This window comes from Rubrivivax gelatinosus (assembly GCF_004340905.1).
Taxonomy (GTDB): Bacteria; Pseudomonadota; Gammaproteobacteria; order Burkholderiales; family Burkholderiaceae_C; genus Rubrivivax; species Rubrivivax gelatinosus.
Genome location: NZ_SLXD01000027.1, coordinates 1 through 14997, shown reverse-complemented (window position 1 = coordinate 14997; position 14997 = coordinate 1). Strand labels below are relative to the sequence as shown.

General features: G+C 69.9%; 16 protein-coding genes and 3 tRNA genes. 11 read left to right on the top strand and 8 right to left on the bottom strand.

The window, feature by feature from the left end; genetic code table 11:
• Positions 1–1079: 1079 nt before the first annotated feature.
• The 7 genes from EV684_RS23720 to EV684_RS23690 form a co-directional block, all read right to left on the bottom strand.
• Positions 1080–2039, bottom strand: a complete 960-nt coding sequence (locus EV684_RS23720; RefSeq protein WP_132649812.1) for a branched-chain amino acid ABC transporter permease — start codon at positions 2037–2039, stop codon at positions 1080–1082.
• Positions 2039–2923: a branched-chain amino acid ABC transporter permease gene (locus tag EV684_RS23715; RefSeq protein ID WP_132649811.1), complete on the bottom strand. Its 885-nt coding sequence runs from the start codon at positions 2921–2923 to the stop codon at positions 2039–2041. The genes EV684_RS23720 and EV684_RS23715 overlap by 1 nt, the downstream gene beginning before the upstream one ends.
• A 14-nt stretch (positions 2924–2937) precedes the next feature.
• Entirely contained in the window at positions 2938–4146 is a 1209-nt protein-coding gene (locus EV684_RS23710) for an ABC transporter substrate-binding protein (RefSeq protein WP_132649810.1), read from the bottom strand.
• Between the two features lie 40 nt (positions 4147–4186).
• A complete protein-coding gene (locus EV684_RS23705; RefSeq protein ID WP_132649809.1) occupies positions 4187–4888 on the bottom strand; it encodes an ABC transporter ATP-binding protein in 702 nt (233 codons plus the stop codon).
• On the bottom strand, positions 4888–5661 hold the full coding sequence (locus EV684_RS23700) for an ABC transporter ATP-binding protein (RefSeq protein WP_132649808.1): 774 nt from the start codon (positions 5659–5661) through the stop codon (positions 4888–4890). The genes EV684_RS23705 and EV684_RS23700 overlap by 1 nt, the downstream gene beginning before the upstream one ends.
• Complete coding sequence (locus EV684_RS23695) at positions 5658–6407, bottom strand: IclR family transcriptional regulator (RefSeq protein WP_243651286.1); 750 nt, start codon at positions 6405–6407, stop codon at positions 5658–5660. Before EV684_RS23695 ends, EV684_RS23700 begins: the two co-directional genes overlap by 4 nt.
• Before the next feature lie 195 nt (positions 6408–6602).
• Positions 6603–7040, bottom strand: coding sequence for an Lrp/AsnC family transcriptional regulator (locus EV684_RS23690; protein ID WP_132649806.1), 438 nt, complete (start codon positions 7038–7040; stop codon positions 6603–6605).
• A 134-nt stretch (positions 7041–7174) separates the two neighbouring features.
• Between EV684_RS23690 and EV684_RS23685 the strand changes: the two genes are divergently transcribed.
• Positions 7175–8269, top strand: a complete 1095-nt coding sequence (locus EV684_RS23685; protein WP_132649805.1) for a saccharopine dehydrogenase family protein — start codon at positions 7175–7177, stop codon at positions 8267–8269.
• A gap of 49 nt (positions 8270–8318) precedes the next feature.
• Complete coding sequence (gene gph, locus EV684_RS23680; RefSeq protein WP_132649804.1) at positions 8319–8990, top strand: phosphoglycolate phosphatase; 672 nt, start codon at positions 8319–8321, stop codon at positions 8988–8990.
• Here the strand turns inward: gph and EV684_RS23675 are convergent.
• Entirely contained in the window at positions 8979–9587 is a 609-nt protein-coding gene (locus tag EV684_RS23675; RefSeq protein ID WP_132649803.1) for a chalcone isomerase family protein, read from the bottom strand. The two genes, gph and EV684_RS23675, sit on opposite strands and share 12 nt — an antisense overlap.
• Before the next feature lie 290 nt (positions 9588–9877).
• Here EV684_RS23675 and trpE point away from each other — a divergent pair, with 290 nt between their 5' ends.
• From trpE to EV684_RS23630, 9 genes are all read left to right on the top strand, one after another.
• Complete coding sequence (gene trpE / locus EV684_RS23670) at positions 9878–11353, top strand: anthranilate synthase component I (protein ID WP_132649802.1); 1476 nt, start codon at positions 9878–9880, stop codon at positions 11351–11353.
• Between the two features lie 2 nt (positions 11354–11355).
• Positions 11356–11946 (top strand): anthranilate synthase component II, encoded by a 591-nt coding sequence (locus tag EV684_RS23665; RefSeq protein ID WP_132649801.1) that lies wholly within the window; start codon positions 11356–11358, stop codon positions 11944–11946.
• A gap of 15 nt (positions 11947–11961) precedes the next feature.
• Complete coding sequence (gene trpD / locus EV684_RS23660; RefSeq protein ID WP_132649800.1) at positions 11962–12996, top strand: anthranilate phosphoribosyltransferase; 1035 nt, start codon at positions 11962–11964, stop codon at positions 12994–12996.
• A 2-nt stretch (positions 12997–12998) separates the two neighbouring features.
• Positions 12999–13787 (top strand): indole-3-glycerol phosphate synthase TrpC, encoded by a 789-nt coding sequence (trpC, locus tag EV684_RS23655; RefSeq protein WP_132649799.1) that lies wholly within the window; start codon positions 12999–13001, stop codon positions 13785–13787.
• Entirely contained in the window at positions 13784–14464 is a 681-nt protein-coding gene (locus EV684_RS23650) for a uracil-DNA glycosylase (RefSeq protein WP_132649798.1), read from the top strand. The genes trpC and EV684_RS23650 overlap by 4 nt, the downstream gene beginning before the upstream one ends.
• Positions 14465–14488: 24 nt before the next feature.
• Positions 14489–14574 (top strand) — tRNA-Tyr (locus tag EV684_RS23645).
• Positions 14575–14600: 26 nt separating this feature from the next.
• Positions 14601–14674 (top strand) — tRNA-Gly (locus tag EV684_RS23640).
• Between the two features lie 97 nt (positions 14675–14771).
• Positions 14772–14846: transfer RNA gene (locus EV684_RS23635), tRNA-Thr, on the top strand.
• 56 nt (positions 14847–14902) lie between these two features.
• Positions 14903–14997 (top strand): GTP-binding protein (locus EV684_RS23630; protein WP_005434227.1); only part of this gene is annotated, 95 nt, incomplete at its 3' end.

Below are 14997 nucleotides of genomic sequence, written 5' to 3'. Positions count from 1 at the left end.
CCCAACGACGGAGCCGCGGTGGTTGTGCGCGGATGAAGGCACCGCGACACCCGCGATGACCGCACGCAGCAAGGGCGGCGGCGTTGGTCGTTACTCCGCGGCCGATGCATATCCATGTTCCAGCGCCCCCACCGGCCCGCGGCCGTTACGGCAGCGCACCTGGCTCGGCCGCGCCCCGCGGGCCGGCGCGCCGATGCCCGCGTACCCTGCCAGAGCCTGGCCGCCGCCAGGCGCCGCCGCTGCCGCCGACCCGCCGCACTGAATCGAACTGGCCCTGAAATTAGCCGTTGCATAACGTTGCCGATAACCGGCTGCCGCAGGCAGTCCGGTTGAACGGCTTGTTATGCAAAGCCCCAACGACGGAGCCGCGATGGTTGTGCGCGGATGAATGCACCGCGACACCCCCGAGGCCCGCACGCAGCAAGGGCGGCGGCGATGGTCGTTACTGCGCGGCCGATGCATACCCATGTTCCAGCGCCCCCACCGGCCCGCGGCCGTTACGGCAGCGCACCTGGCTCGGCCGCGCCCCGCGGGCCGGCGCGCCGATGCCCGCGTATCCTGCCAGAGCCTGGCCGCCGTCAGGCGCCGCCGCTGCCGCCGACCCGCCGAACTGAATCGAACCGGCCTTGAAATTAGCCGTTGCATAACCTGTTGTATGCGGCGTCTCAACGCCGTTTATCACACTCGACGCTCGCGTAACAGCTGCATGCAGGCTCGACTTAAGTTCCTGTCGCGCCTGAAGTTCTCGCTGTCGGACCGCTCGCGCCGCGCGCGTAAAAGAGACGCTGAACACGGCGTCGGTTACAGACGATTCTGAGCCGCCCCGCTGAGCCCGCCAACCCTCGCGCCCGCCTTCGGGGGGACGTCGCCGCGACCAGAGAACAGACCCCGCCCGCCCGCCTCGGGCGTCGGGTGGCCGGTGGAGTGAAGTAAAGGAGGAGGGCGGGCGCAGCCCGCCCGGGGGACATGAACGGAACCGGCCACCCGGCGGCCGAGGCCCGCGCCGATGCGGGCGTGCCCGCTGTCGGCGAGCAACGCGGCCTAGAAGACGAAGGGTCGAGGCGGGAACCGCCTCAGCTTCACCCCCCCGCCGCCGCCCGCTCCAATTTGCGCCGCTGCATCCACGCCAGCGCCTCCCCGACGAACCCGCGGCGGAAGGCGACGACGCAGGCGACGAAGATGCCGCCGATGATCACCGTCACCCAGGAGCCGACGCGGTCGGCCAGGAAGTTCTGCAGGCCGATGATCGTGAAGGCCCCGATCACCGGGCCGGCGAAGGTGCCCATGCCGCCCAAGAGCGTCATCAGCACCACCTCGCCCGACAGCGACCAGTGCGCGTCCGACAGCGTCGCGAAGCCCAGCACCAGCGTCTTCAACGCCCCGGCCAGCCCGGCGATCGCCGTGCTCAGCACGAAGGCCAGCAGCTTGTAGCGGTCGACCGCGTAGCCCAGCGAGACGGCCCGCGGCTCGTTCTCGCGGATCGCCTTCAGCACCTGGCCGAACGGCGAGTGCACGATGCGGATGATCGCCAGGAACACCGCGACGAAGACCGCCAGCACGACGTAGTACATCACCCGGTCGTCGGCCAGCGACAGCACGCCGAACAGCTTGCCGCGCGGCACGCCCTGCAGCCCGTCCTCGCCGCCGGTGAACGGCGCCTGCAGGAAGACGAAGTAGACCATCTGCGCCAGCGCCAGCGTCACCATCGCGAAGTAGATGCCCTGGCGGCGGATCGCGATCAGCCCGACCACGAGGCCGACCGCCGCGGCGATCAGCGTGCCGGCGACGAGGCCCAGCTCCGGCGACCAGCCGGCGCTGCGCACCAGCCAGCCGGTGGAATAGGCCGCCGCGGCGAAGTAGGCCGCGTGGCCGAAGGACAGCAGCCCGGTGTAGCCCAGCAGCAGGTTGAAGGCGCAGGCGAAGATCGCGAAGCACAGCGCCTTCATGATGAAGATCGGATACAGGCCCAGCCAGGGCGCGGCCAGCAGCGCCAGCAGCCCGAGGGCCCAGCCGAAGCGGGCGAGACGGTCGCGGTCCATCACTTCTCCTTCCCGAACAGCCCGGCCGGCCGCAGCATCAGCACGATCGCCATGATCACGAAGACGACGATGTTCGAGGCCTCGGGGTAGAAGACCTTGGTCAGGCCCTCGACGATGCCCAGCACCAGCCCGGTGAGGATGGAGCCGAGGATCGAGCCCATGCCGCCGATCACCACCACCGCGAAGACGACGATGATCAGGTTGGCGCCCATCAGCGGCGTGATCTGGATGACCGGCGCGGCCAGCACGCCGGCCAGCGCCGCCAGCCCGGCGCCGGCGGCGTAGGTCAGCGCCACCATCGCCGGCACGTTGACGCCGAAGGCCTGCACCAGCGACGGGTTCTCGGTGCCGGCGCGCAGGTACGAGCCCAGCCGCGTGCGCTCGATGACGAACCAGGTGCTGAAACACACCGTCAGCGAGGCGACGATGACCCAGGCACGGTAGTTCGGCAGGATCATGAAGCCCAGGTCCGTGGCGCCCTGCAACGCCTCGGGCACCGGGTACTGCTGGCCCGAGACGCCGAACTGGTCGCGCAGCACGCCTTCGGCGATCAGCGCCAGGCCGAAGGTCAGCAGCAGGCCGTAGATCGGGTCGACCTTGTACAGGCGCTTGAGCAGCGTGCGTTCGATGACGATGCCCAAAGCGCCCACCACCAGCGGCGCCAGCACCAGCGCCGCCCAGTAGTTCAGGCCGAACTTCTCCAGCGACAGCCAGGCCACGTAGGCGCCCAGCATGTACAGCGCGCCGTGGGCGAAGTTGACGATCCCCAGCAGCCCGAAGATCACCGCCAGCCCCAGGCTGAGCATGGCGTAGAACGAGCCGTTCACCAGGCCGAGCATCAGCTGGCCCAGGAAGGCCTGCAGCGGGATGCCGAGGATCTCCATCGCCTAGCCCGCCGTCACTTCCAGAGGGAGCACTTGGACTCGGCCTTGGTCGTCCAGGCCTCCTCGCCCTTGAAGGTCTGCACGACGTTGTAGTAGTCCCAGGGCTCGGTCGACTTGTCCGGCGTCTTCACCTGCATCAGGTACATGTCGTGCACCATGCGGCCGTCGCCGCGGATGAAGCCGTCCTTGGCGAAGATGTCGTTGACCCGGGTCTTGCGCATCTGCGCCAGCACCTTGTCGGCGTCGTCGCTGCCGGTGGCCTTGACGGCCGCCAGGTACTGCGTGGCCACCGAGTAGTCGGCCGCCTGCAGCGAAGACGGCATGCGCTTCATCTTCTCGAAGAAGCGCCGGCCCCAGGCGCGTGTCTCGGCGTCGCGGTTCCAGTACCAGCTGTCGGTCAGGTACATGCCCTGCGTCGTCTTCAGCCCCAGCGAGTGGATGTCGTTGATGAAGACCAGCAGGCCGGCCAGCTTCATCGACTTGGTGATGCCGAACTCGTTGGCCGCCTTGATGGCGTTGATCGTGTCGCCGCCGGCGTTGGCCAGGCCCAGGATCTGCGCCTTGCTGGCCTGCGCCTGCAGCAGGAAGGACGAGAAGTCGGTGGCCGACAGCGGGTGCTTGACCGAGCCGACGACGTTGCCGCCGGCGGCCTTGACCACCGCCGAGGTGTCGTTCTGCAGCTGCGCACCGAAGGCGTAGTCGGCGGTCAGGAAGTACCAGCTCTTGCCGCCGGCCTTGACCACCGCGTTGCCGGTGCCCTTGGCCAGTGCGACGGTGTCGTAGGCCCAGTGCACGGTGTAGGCGTTGCACTGGTCGTTGGTCAGCGCCGAGGTGGCGGCGCCGACGGCGATGAAGGGCTTCTTCTTCTCGGCCGCCACCTTGGCCATCGCCAGGCTGGTGCCCGAGTTGGTGCCGCCGATCAGCAGGTCCAGGCCCTGGGTGTCGAACCACTCGCGCGCCTTGGCGGCGGCGACGTCGGCCTTGTTCTGGTGGTCGGCGAACACGACCTCGATCTTCTTGCCGGCGACGCTGCCGCCGGCGTCGGCGATGGCCATGCGGATGGCTTCGACGCCGCCGGCGCCGTCGATGTCGGAGTACAGCCCCGACATGTCGGTGATCAGGCCGATGCGGATCACGTCGCCCGAGATCTGGGCGTGGGCGCTGGTGCCGACAGCGGCCCCCAGCAGCAGCGAACAGGCGGTGGCGATCTTGCCGAGTTTCATGCTTGTCTCCGTCGTGGTAGTGGTGCGGCCGCGGCCGCGTTCAGACACCGAGGATCTCGTGCAGGCGCTCGCGGCGCGCCGGCAGCTCGGCCTGGGTGAACTCCTGCGTCACCTGGCCGTGTTCCATCACCAGAAAGCGGTCGGCCAGCGGCGCCGCGAAACGGAAGTTCTGCTCGACCATCACGATCGTGTAGCCCTGCTGGCGCAGCGCGACGACCATCTCGGCGAGCTTGTGCACGATGACCGGGGCCAGGCCCTCGCTGATCTCGTCGAGCAGCAGCAGCCGCGCGCCGGTGCGCAGGATGCGCGCCACGGCCAGCATCTGCTGCTCGCCGCCCGACAGCCGCGTGCCCTGGCTGGACGCGCGTTCGCGCAGGTTGGGGAACATGGCGTAGATCTGCTCGACCGACATGCCGCCGGCGGCCAGCGTCGGCGGCAGCAGCAGGTTCTCCTCGGCCGACAGGCTGGAGAAGATGCCGCGCTCCTCGGGGCAGTAGCCGATGCCCAGGCGGGCGACGCGGTGCGTCGCCATCGCGATGGCCTCGGTGCCGCGCACCTTGACCGAGCCGCGCCGTGCGCCGGTCAGGCCCATGATCGCGCGCAGCGTGCTCGTGCGCCCGGCGCCGTTGCGCCCCAGCAGCGTGACGACCTCGCCTTCGTCGACGTGGAAGTCGACGCCGTGCAGCACGTGCGACTCGCCGTACCAGGCGTGCAGGTCGCGCACTTCCAGGAAGCGGGCCATCAGTGCGCCCCCACCAGCTCGGCGTCGGCGCTGCCCATGTAGGCCTCGACGACCGCCGGATTGCGCGAGACCTCGGCATACGGCCCTTCGGCCAGCGTCGCGCCGCGCTGCAGCACGGTGATCGTGTCGGCGATGCTGGAGACGACGCTCATGTTGTGCTCGACCATCAGGATCGTGCGGTCGGCCGAGACCTGCTTGATCAGCTGGCGCACGCGGTCGACGTCTTCCAGCCCCATGCCCTGCGTCGGTTCGTCCAGCAGCATCAGCTCGGGCTCCATCGCCAGCGTCGTCGCGATCTCCAGCGCACGCTTGCGGCCGTAGCTCAGCTCCACCGCCAGGTGGCCGGCGTACTCGCCCAGGTCGACGGCGTGCAGCAGCTCGCGCGCGCGGCCGTCCAGCGTGTGCAGCGAGCGTTCGGGGCGCCAGAAGTGGAACGAGGTGCCGAGTTTTCTCTGCAGCGCCACGCGCACGTTCTCCAGCACGGTGAGGTGCGGGAACACCGCCGAGATCTGGAACGAGCGGATGACGCCGCGGCGCGCGATGTGCGCCGGCGACTCGCCGGTGATGTCCTGGCCGTTGAACAGGATGCGGCCGCTGGTCGGCCGGATGAACTTGGTCAGCAGGTTGAAGCAGGTCGTCTTGCCGGCGCCGTTGGGGCCGATCAGCGCGTGGATGTGGCCGCGGCGCACGCGCAGGTTGACCTTGTTGACCGCGACGAAGCCCTTGAACTCCTTCGTCAGGTCCTGTGTCTCGAGGATGTATTCGGCGCTCATCGGTTGTCCTCGCGGGCGCCCAGGCGGCGCGACAGCGTGCGCGCGGCCCGGATCACCAGCTCGCGCTGGCGTGAGAGGGTCGCGGGGTCCAGCGCGGCCTTGTTGATGCAGAAGGCGATGCCGGCGACGGGCCGGCCGGCGGTGTCGACCACCGGGGCCGCGAGCGCGTACACGCCTTCGCGCACGCCGCCGTCGTCGACCGCCCAGCCGCGTTCGCGCGCCTCGGCCAGCTCGGCGAGCAGGGCGTCGACGTCGGTCGCGCCCGGCGGCACCAGTGCGCGCACCTCGGCCGGGTCCAGGCAGGCGAGCATGGCCTTGCCGGTGCTGGTCACCCAGGCCGGCAGCCGCATGCCCAGGCTGAAGGCGAGGCTGAGCGGGCGCGCGCTGTTGCGCACACCGATGTAGACGACGTCGGCGCCGTTGAGCACCGACAGCACCAGGGTCTCGTCGGGCGGCGGGGTCTCGCGCCAGAGCGCGTCGAACTCGGCGGCGACGTGGGTGCTGGCGACGAAGGCCGCGGCCAGCGTCATCACGCCCGGGCCGATCAGCAGCGCGCCGTTGTCGGCGCGGCGCAGGTAGCCGCAACTCAGCAGCGTGCCGCACAGCCCGTGCACGCTGCTGCGCGGCAGCTTCAGCGCCGCGGCCAGGCCGGCCATGCTCATCGGCCGGCGCTCGCGTGCCAGCAGGTCCAGCACCGACACCGCGCGCACGACCGCCGGCACCAGGGCGGCGGGGCGGTCGGTCATCGGCAAGGCCATGGTCATCAGGGTGTTCGATCCGCTGAACACCGTTCAAGGAACTGAACGGCCGGCGCAGTCTAGGAGCGGCCATTTCCCTGTGCGCGGGGCTTGCGGGAAAGCGCTGATGGGGATGTCCCAGCCCCGAAGGCGCGGGGCGGGGCCGACCCGCAGCCCCGCCGCCGGCGCCTGGCCGGCGTCGTTTCAGGCGGTGCGGTCGACGCGCAGCGCGAGCACGACCGAGGTCGTCGTCTTCTTCACGCCGTCGATCTCGCCGATCTCGTCGAGCAGCACGTCCAGGCGCGCGGTGGAGTCGGTGCGGATCAGCGCCAGGTAGTCGAACTCGCCGCTCACCGAGCACAGCTGGCGCAGCTCCGGCAAGGCTGCCAGCCGCCGCGTGACGTCGCGTGCGGACTTCGGTTCGGTCGTGATGCCGACCCAGGCCTGCACGCCGCGTTCGGCTTCGTCCAGGCCCAGCCTCACCGTGTAGCCGACGATGACGCCGCTGCGCTCCAGGCGCTCCAACCGGGCGATGACGGTGGTGCGCGCCACGCCCAGCTTGCGCGCGAGCTCGGCCGTGCTCTCGCGGGCGTTGGTCTGCAGCAGGGCGATCAGGTCGCGGTCCATCTGGTCGCGGGGCATCGCTGCATTATGTCGATGCAGGTCGACGAAACGTCGGTAGATGCGGGTATTTCGTCGTTCTTGACCTATCTTGTGTCAAGACCGCTTCCTAGACTGCGCCGCATCGCCACCCACCGCCCGGAAGGACCCGAACGATGCGCGTGACCCTGCTCGGAGCCGGCCACATCGGCCAGACCATCGCCCGCCTGCTGTCCACCAGCGGCGACTACCAGCTGACCGTCGTCGACCGCCAGAGCGAGCCGCTGGCGCTGCTGGACGGCCTGCCGCTGGCCACCCGTGTCGCCGATACCGCCGACGACAGCGTGCTGCTGGCGCTGCTGCGCGGCCAGGACGCGGTGATCAACGCGCTGCCCTACTACCTGGCGACGCGCGTCGCGACGCAGGCGCGCGAAGCCGGCTGCCACTACTTCGACCTCACCGAGGATGTCGCCGCCACGCGTGCGATCAAGGCCCTGGCCGACGGCGCGAACACGGCCTTCATGCCGCAGTGCGGGCTGGCGCCGGGTTTCATCGGCATCGTCGCGCACCACCTGGCGCAGAGCTTCCAGGAGCTGCACGAGCTGAAGATGCGTGTCGGCGCGCTGCCGGCCTTTCCGACCAACGCGCTGAAGTACAACCTGACCTGGAGCGTCGACGGCCTGATCAACGAGTACTGCCACCCCTGCGAGGCGATCCGCGACGGCCGGCCCACCGAGGTGCTGGCGCTGGAAGGCCTGGAGCACTTCTCGCTGGACGGCACCGAGTACGAGGCCTTCAACACCTCCGGCGGCCTGGGCACGCTGTGCGAGACCTGGGCCGGCCGCGTGCGCACGCTGGACTACAAGAGCGTGCGCTACCCCGGCCACCGCGCGCTGATGAAGCTGCTGCTGGAGGAACTGCTGCTCAAGCACGACCAGGGCACGCTGAAGGACATCATGCGGCGCGCGATCCCGAGCACGATGCAGGACGTGGTGCTGGTCTTCGTCACCGCCAGCGGCCTGCGCGACGGCGCGCTGGTGCAGGAGGTCTTCGCGCGCAAGATCTTCGCCGAGCGTTCGCCGGCGCACCCGACCTCCGCGATCCAGATCACGACGGCCGCCGGCATCTGCGCCGCGGTCGACCTGTTCCGCGAAGGCCGGCTGCCGCAGCGCGGCTTCGTGCGCCAGGAGCAGGTGCCGCTGCCGGAGTTCCTGGCCAACCGTTTCGGCAGCGCCTACCAGCAGTCGCGCCAGGTCGAGAGCATCGGCTGACGCCGGCAGGCCCAGGCAGAATGCGGCCCCTTCGTCTCACGGGGCCCGCATGGATCTCTCGCACTGGGGTGGCTTGGACGCCGCCATCGTCGACCTCGACGGCACGCTGGTCGACACCGTCGGCGATTTCGAACTCGCGCTCGGCGGCGCCTTGCGGGACCTGGGCTATGCGCCGGTGTCGCGGGCCTTCATCTCGCGCACCGTCGGCAAGGGCACCGAGCACCTGATCCGCCGCACCCTGGCCGAAGCCGGCGCGCCCGACACCTTGTACGAAGCGGCCGACGCACGCTACCGCGAACACTACCTGCGCATCAACGGCCAGGCTTCGATCGTCTACCCCGGTGCCGCCGAAGGTGTCGCGGCGCTGAAGGCGCGCGGCCTGAAGCTGGCCTGTGTGACGAACAAGCCGGCGGCCTTCGCACTGCCGCTGCTGGCCGCCAAGGGGCTGGCGGCCTCGTTCGAGCTGACCTACGGCGGCGACGCCTTCGAGCGCAAGAAGCCCGACCCGCTGCCGCTGCTCAAGGCCTGCGAGGCGCTGGGCACGACGCCGGCGCGCACGCTGATGATCGGCGACTCGCAGAACGACGCCCAGGCCGCGCGCGCCGCCGGCTGCCCGGTGGTGCTGGTGCGTTACGGCTACAACCACGGCGAGCCGGTCGAGGCCGCCGGTGCCGACGCGGTGGTCGACCGTATCGACGAGCTGGCGGCGCTACTGGCGTGAACCGGCGGGCCGCGGCTCGCGGCCCAGCAGCGCGTCCTTCAGCGCCGCGTCGGCCGGCCGCGGGCCCAGCCAGATGCTCAGCAGCGAGCTGAAGAACTCGGGCTCGCGGATCGGCTCGCCCGCCGGCTTGTCGTTGACGAACACCGTCGTGCCGACGCCGGGCACGTAGTCGACGCTGAAGTGGTCGCCCGCGACCAGCTTCTTGCGCGCCGAGAAGATGTCGGCCATGCGCAGCGTGCCGGGGATCGACTGCATCCAGTGCTGCGGCGGGGCGTTGTCCTCCATGCCGCGCGTGAACAGGCGGCCGAGTTCTTTCGCGTCGATGTCTCGCAGCATCACGACGTGCATGCGCTTGGGGCCGGGCATCGCCAGCACCGCCTCCGGCGTGTTGGCGCGCTGCGGCAGGTACAGCCCCGCGGTGTAGACCTTGAACACCAGCTTGTAGCGCACGCCGGCGCCGTTGAGCGCCAGGCTGCTGCCGCCCACCGCGGCCGCCGCGGGGTAGGGCACGCCGGCCGGCTCGGCGGCGGGCTGCGCCTGGGCGGCGGCGCACAGCAGCAGAGAAGCCGCCACGAGGGCCAGGGCGCGGAGCTGCATGGTGGTCGGAGGATGAAACAGGTTGTAGGAGTTGCCAGTCTCGCATCGTGCCGGCCAGGCGCGTGGTCGCGCCGGTTACACTCGACCCACTCATGTTCACGGCCCACGCATCGACCGAAGGTTCCCGCGACCGGGGGGCTTGGCCCTGGCGCCGCTCTCGCTAGTCTCGCCTGACCCCCGCGTCAGGCCATGCCGCGAAGCGCCGACACCACCGTCGGCGCCGCTTCCGCAAGACAGATGCAGTGCCTGAGCCACGACGCGCCAGGTGACTGCCGCGAGAGGGCCCAGAAGTGATCACTGAACTCGAATTCAAGAGCCTGGCCGAGCAGGGCTACAACCGCATCCCGCTCATCGCCGAGGCCTTCGCCGACCTCGAGACCCCGCTGTCGCTGTACCTCAAGCTGGCCGGCGGCCAGCGCAACAGCTTCCTGCTCGAATCCGTCGTCGGCGGCGAACGTTTCGGCCGCTACTCCTTCATCGGCCTGCCGGCGCACACGCTGCTGCGCTCGAACCGCTGGCTGACCGAGGTCGTGAGCGACGGCGCCGTCGTCGAGACGCACGAAGGCAACCCGCTGGACTTCGTCGAGGCCTACCAGAAGCGTTTCAAGGTCGCGTTGCCGCCGGGCCTGCCGCGCTTCTGCGGCGGGCTGGCGGGTTATTTCGGCTACGACGCGGTGCGCTACATCGAGCCGCGCCTGGCCAGGACTGAAAAGCCCGGCGGCCTGGACACGCCCGACATCCTCCTGCTGCAGACCGAGGAGGTCGCGGTCATCGACAATCTGTCGGGCCGGCTGTACCTGATCGTCTGGGCCGACCCGGCGGCGCCCGAGGCCTATTTCCGCGGCAAGAAGCGGCTCGCCGAGCTGGCCGACCGGCTGCGTTATTCGGTCACCGCGCCGCAGGTCAAGCGCGGCCCGAGCTACGCCGTCGAACGCGAGACGACGCGCGAGCAGCTCGAAGACGCGGTGCGCCGCTGTAAGGAGTACATCGCCGCCGGCGACTGCATGCAGGTCGTCATCGGCCAGCGGCTGAAGAAGCGCTACACCGAGAGCCCGCTGTCGCTGTACCGCGCGCTGCGCTCGCTGAACCCGTCGCCCTACATGTATTACTACGACATGGGCGACTTCCAGATCGTCGGCGCCAGCCCCGAGATCCTGGTGCGCCAGGAGACGACGGCCGAAGGCCGCAAGGTGACGATCCGCCCGCTGGCCGGCACCCGCCCGCGCGGCGCGACGCCCGAGCGCGACGCGGCCATGGCCGCCGAGCTGGCCGCCGACCCGAAGGAGCGCGCCGAGCACCTGATGCTGATCGACCTGGCGCGCAACGACATCGGCCGCATCGCGCAGACCGGCAGCGTCAAGGTCACCGAGGCTTTCGCGATCGAGCGCTACTCGCACGTGATGCACATCGTCAGCAACGTCGAGGGCCTGCTGAAGGAAGGCGCGACGAGCCTGGACGTGTTCCGCGCCAGCTTCCCGGCCGGCACGCTGAGCGGCGCGCCCAAGATCCGGGCGATGGAGATCATCGACGAGCTGGAGCCCGTCAAGCGCGGCATCTACGGCGGCGCCTGCGGCTACCTCAGCTTCGCCGGCGACATGGACCTGGCGATCGCCATCCGCACCGGCATCGTCCAGCACAACACGCTGTACGTGCAGGCCGCGGCCGGTGTCGTCGCCGACTCGGTGCCCGAGCTGGAGTGGAAGGAGACCGAGGCCAAGGCCCGGGCGCTCATCCGCGCGGCGGAACTCGTGGAAGAGGGGTTCTGATCATGCTGCTGATGATCGACAACTACGACAGCTTCACCTTCAATCTGGTGCAGTACTTCGGCGAGCTCGGCGAGAACGTGCACGTGGTGCGCAACGACGAGATCGACGTCGCCGGCATCGCGGCGCTGAAGCCCACCCGCCTGGTGCTGTCGCCCGGGCCGTGCTCGCCGGCCGAGGCCGGCGTCTGCATCGAGGCCATCCGCCACTTCACCGGCAAGCTGCCGCTGCTGGGCGTCTGCCTGGGCCACCAGTCGATCGGCGCCGCGCTCGGCGGCAAGGTCGTCCGCGCCAAGGTGCAGATGCACGGCAAGGCCAGCGAGATCACGACCGACGGCCGCGGCGTCTATGCCGGGCTGCCGGAGCGTTTCTCGGTCATCCGCTACCACTCGCTGGCGATCGAGCGCGAGACGCTGCCGGCCGAGCTGGAAGTCACGTCCTGGACCGAGGACGGCGAGATCATGGGCGTGCGCCACCGCGAGCTTGCCGGCGGGCCGGCGCCGCTGGAAGGCGTGCAGTTCCACCCCGAGTCCATCCTCAGCGAACACGGCCACGCGATGCTGAAGAACTTCCTGCAGATGGGCGCCGCGCGCTGAAGACGGAGCAAGACCATGCCGATCACGAACACCGAGGCGCTGACCCGCGTCATCGAGCACCGCGAGATCTTCCACGACGAGATGCTGGACCTGATGCGCCGCATCATGAGCGGTGAGATGTCGCCGGTGATGATCGCCGCGCTCGCCGTCGGGCTGCGCGTCAAGAAGGAGAGCATCGGCGAGATCGCCGCTGCCGCCCAGGTGATGCGCGAACTGGCGACGCCGGTGCCGGTGGCCGACCGCCGCGGCCTCGTCGACATCGTCGGCACCGGCGGCGACGGTTCGCATACCTTCAACATCTCGACCGCGTCGACGTTTGTCGCCGCCGCGGCCGGCGCGCGGGTCGCCAAACACGGCGGGCGCAGCGTGTCGTCCACCTCCGGTTCGGCCGACGTGATGGAGGCGCTGGGCGCGCACCTGGACCTGACGCCCGAGCAGGTCGCCGCCTGCCTCGAAGAAACCGGCATCGGCTTCATGTTCGCGCCCAACCACCACGCGGCGATGAAACATGCCGCGCCGGTGCGCAAGGAACTGGGCGTGCGCACGATCTTCAACATCCTGGGCCCGCTGACGAATCCGGCCGGCGCGCCCAACCAGCTGCTCGGCGTCTTCCACCCCGACCTGGTCGGCATCCAGGTGCGGGTGCTGCAGCGCCTGGGCAGCGAACACGCGCTGGTCGTCTACGGCACCTGCGGCATGGACGAGATCTCCCTGTCCGGCGAAACCATGGTCGGCGAACTGAAGGACGGCGAGGTGCGCGAGTACGTCGTGCACCCCAGCGACTTCGGCCTGCCGGTCTACGACGCGCGTGTGCTGCGTGTCGCCAACCGCGAGGAGTCGGTCGGCTGCATCCGCCGCGTGCTGGCCAACGAGGACGGCCCGCAGCGCGACATCGTGCTGCTGAACGCGGGTGCGGCGCTGTACTGCGCCGGTGTCGCCGGCACGATCGCCGATGGTGTGCGCCGGGCGCGCGAAGCCGTGGCCTCGGGCGCCGCGGCGGCCAAGCTGGCGCAGTACGTCGCCGTCAGCAACCGCTACAAGGCCGCCTGACGATGGACGACATCCTCCAGCGCATCGTCGCCGTCAAGCACGAGGAGATCGCCGAGGCCCGCCGGTCCCGCAGCCTGCAGGACTGGCGCGCCGCGGCCGAGACGGCCGATCCGGTGCGCGGTTTCGCCGCCGCGCTGCGCCGCCGTGTCGACGCCGGCCAGCCCGCGGTCATCGCCGAGGTCAAGAAGGCCAGCCCGAGCAAGGGTGTGCTGCGCGATCCGTTCGTGCCGGCCGAAATCGCCGTGTCGTACGAGCGTCATGGCGCCGCCTGCCTGAGCGTTCTGACCGACCGCCGCTTCTTCCAGGGTGGTGTCGAGGCGCTGCAGGCCGCGCGCGCCGCCTGCGCGCTGCCGGTGCTGCGCAAGGACTTCATCGTCGACGAGGTCCAGGTCTTCGAGGCGCGTGCGATGGGCGCCGACGCCATCCTGCTGATCGCCGCCTGCCTGGAAGACGGCCGCATGCGCGACCTCGAGGCCTGCGCGATGTCGCTCGGGCTGGACGTGCTGGTCGAGGTGCACGACGGCGCCGAGCTCGAACGTGCGCTGCGCCTGGCGACGCCGCTGGTCGGCATCAACAACCGCAACCTGCGGACCTTCGAGGTCTCGCTGGACACGACGCTGGGTCTGCTGCCGCGCGTGCCGGCCGACCGGCTGCTGGTCACGGAATCCGGCATCCTCGGCCCCGACGACGTGCGCCGCATGCGTTCGGCCGGCGTCAATGCCTTCCTCGTCGGCGAGGCCTTCATGCGCGCCGACGACCCCGGCGCCGCGCTGGCCGGCCTGTTCGCATGACGGCCGACGAGCTGCCGGCGGCGTTCGCGACGCTGCCGCCGGCCTGGCGTGTCGTGCTGCCCGGCTGGACGCCGGCGGCCGAGGCGGCGGTCTGCGAGCGTGTGCGGGCGGTCTCCGGCACCCGTGAGATCGGCCCGCCGGACCCGTTTCGCGCGCTGCGTGTGGTGGCGCCCGAGGCGGCGCGCGTCGTCATCCTCGGCCAGGATCCGTACCCGCGGCCCGGTCATGCCGATGGCATGGCGTTCTCGGCGGGCCAGGGGAAACCCCACTCGCTGCGTCGGATATTCGACGTGCTCGGAGCCGATCGCCCGGCCTGGCAGCGTCCGGGCGACTGGTGCCTGGACCCTTGGGCGGAGCAGGGTGTGCTGCTGCTGAACCCGGTGCTGACGGTGGAGCTCGGCAGCGCCGGCAGCCACATGAGCTGCGGTTGGCAGGCGCTCACATCCGAAATCGTCTCGGTGCTGTGTCGCCGTGCGGAGCCGCCGGCCTTCCTGCTGTGGGGCAAGCCGGCGAATGCCTTCTTCGACGCCGCCTGCCCGGCCGGCTGCACGCCGCCGGTCTGGCGCACCCGCCACCCGTCGCACGACTTCAAGCGCGAGTTCATGGCCGATGGCAGTCACTTCGCCGCCACGGCCGACCGTGTCGACTGGTGGGGAGGGGCTGGTATTTCCCGCTGACCGTGCTACACTAGTTGGCTCTCCGGAGGGGTGCCCGAGTGGCTAAAGGGGGCAGACTGTAAATCTGTTGGCTTACGCCTACGCTGGTTCGAATCCAGCCTCCTCCACCAGAGAGACACGCTTGACGGTTGTGCCCGCGGGAGTAGTTCAATGGCAGAACCTTAGCCTTCCAAGCTAATGACGCGGGTTCGATTCCCGTCTCCCGCTCCAGGAAGGTTCAGGGGTTCCAGTCAAGCATCCCGCGCCGTCGTTACGGGTCTGCCGGTCCATCTGGTTGGCAGTTCCGGTCGTCAGACCCGTAACGATTGCCCATGTGGCTCAGTGGTAGAGCACTCCCTTGGTAAGGGAGAGGTCGCGCGTTCGATCCGCGCCATGGGCACCACGACTTGCTAACAATCGACTCGACACGATTGAGTCTCTCAGCCAGGAGCACCTGACATGGCAAAGGGTAAGTTCGAACGCACGAAGCCGCACGTGAACGTGGGCACGATCGGGCACGTCGACCACGGCAAGACGACGCTGACGGCGGCGAT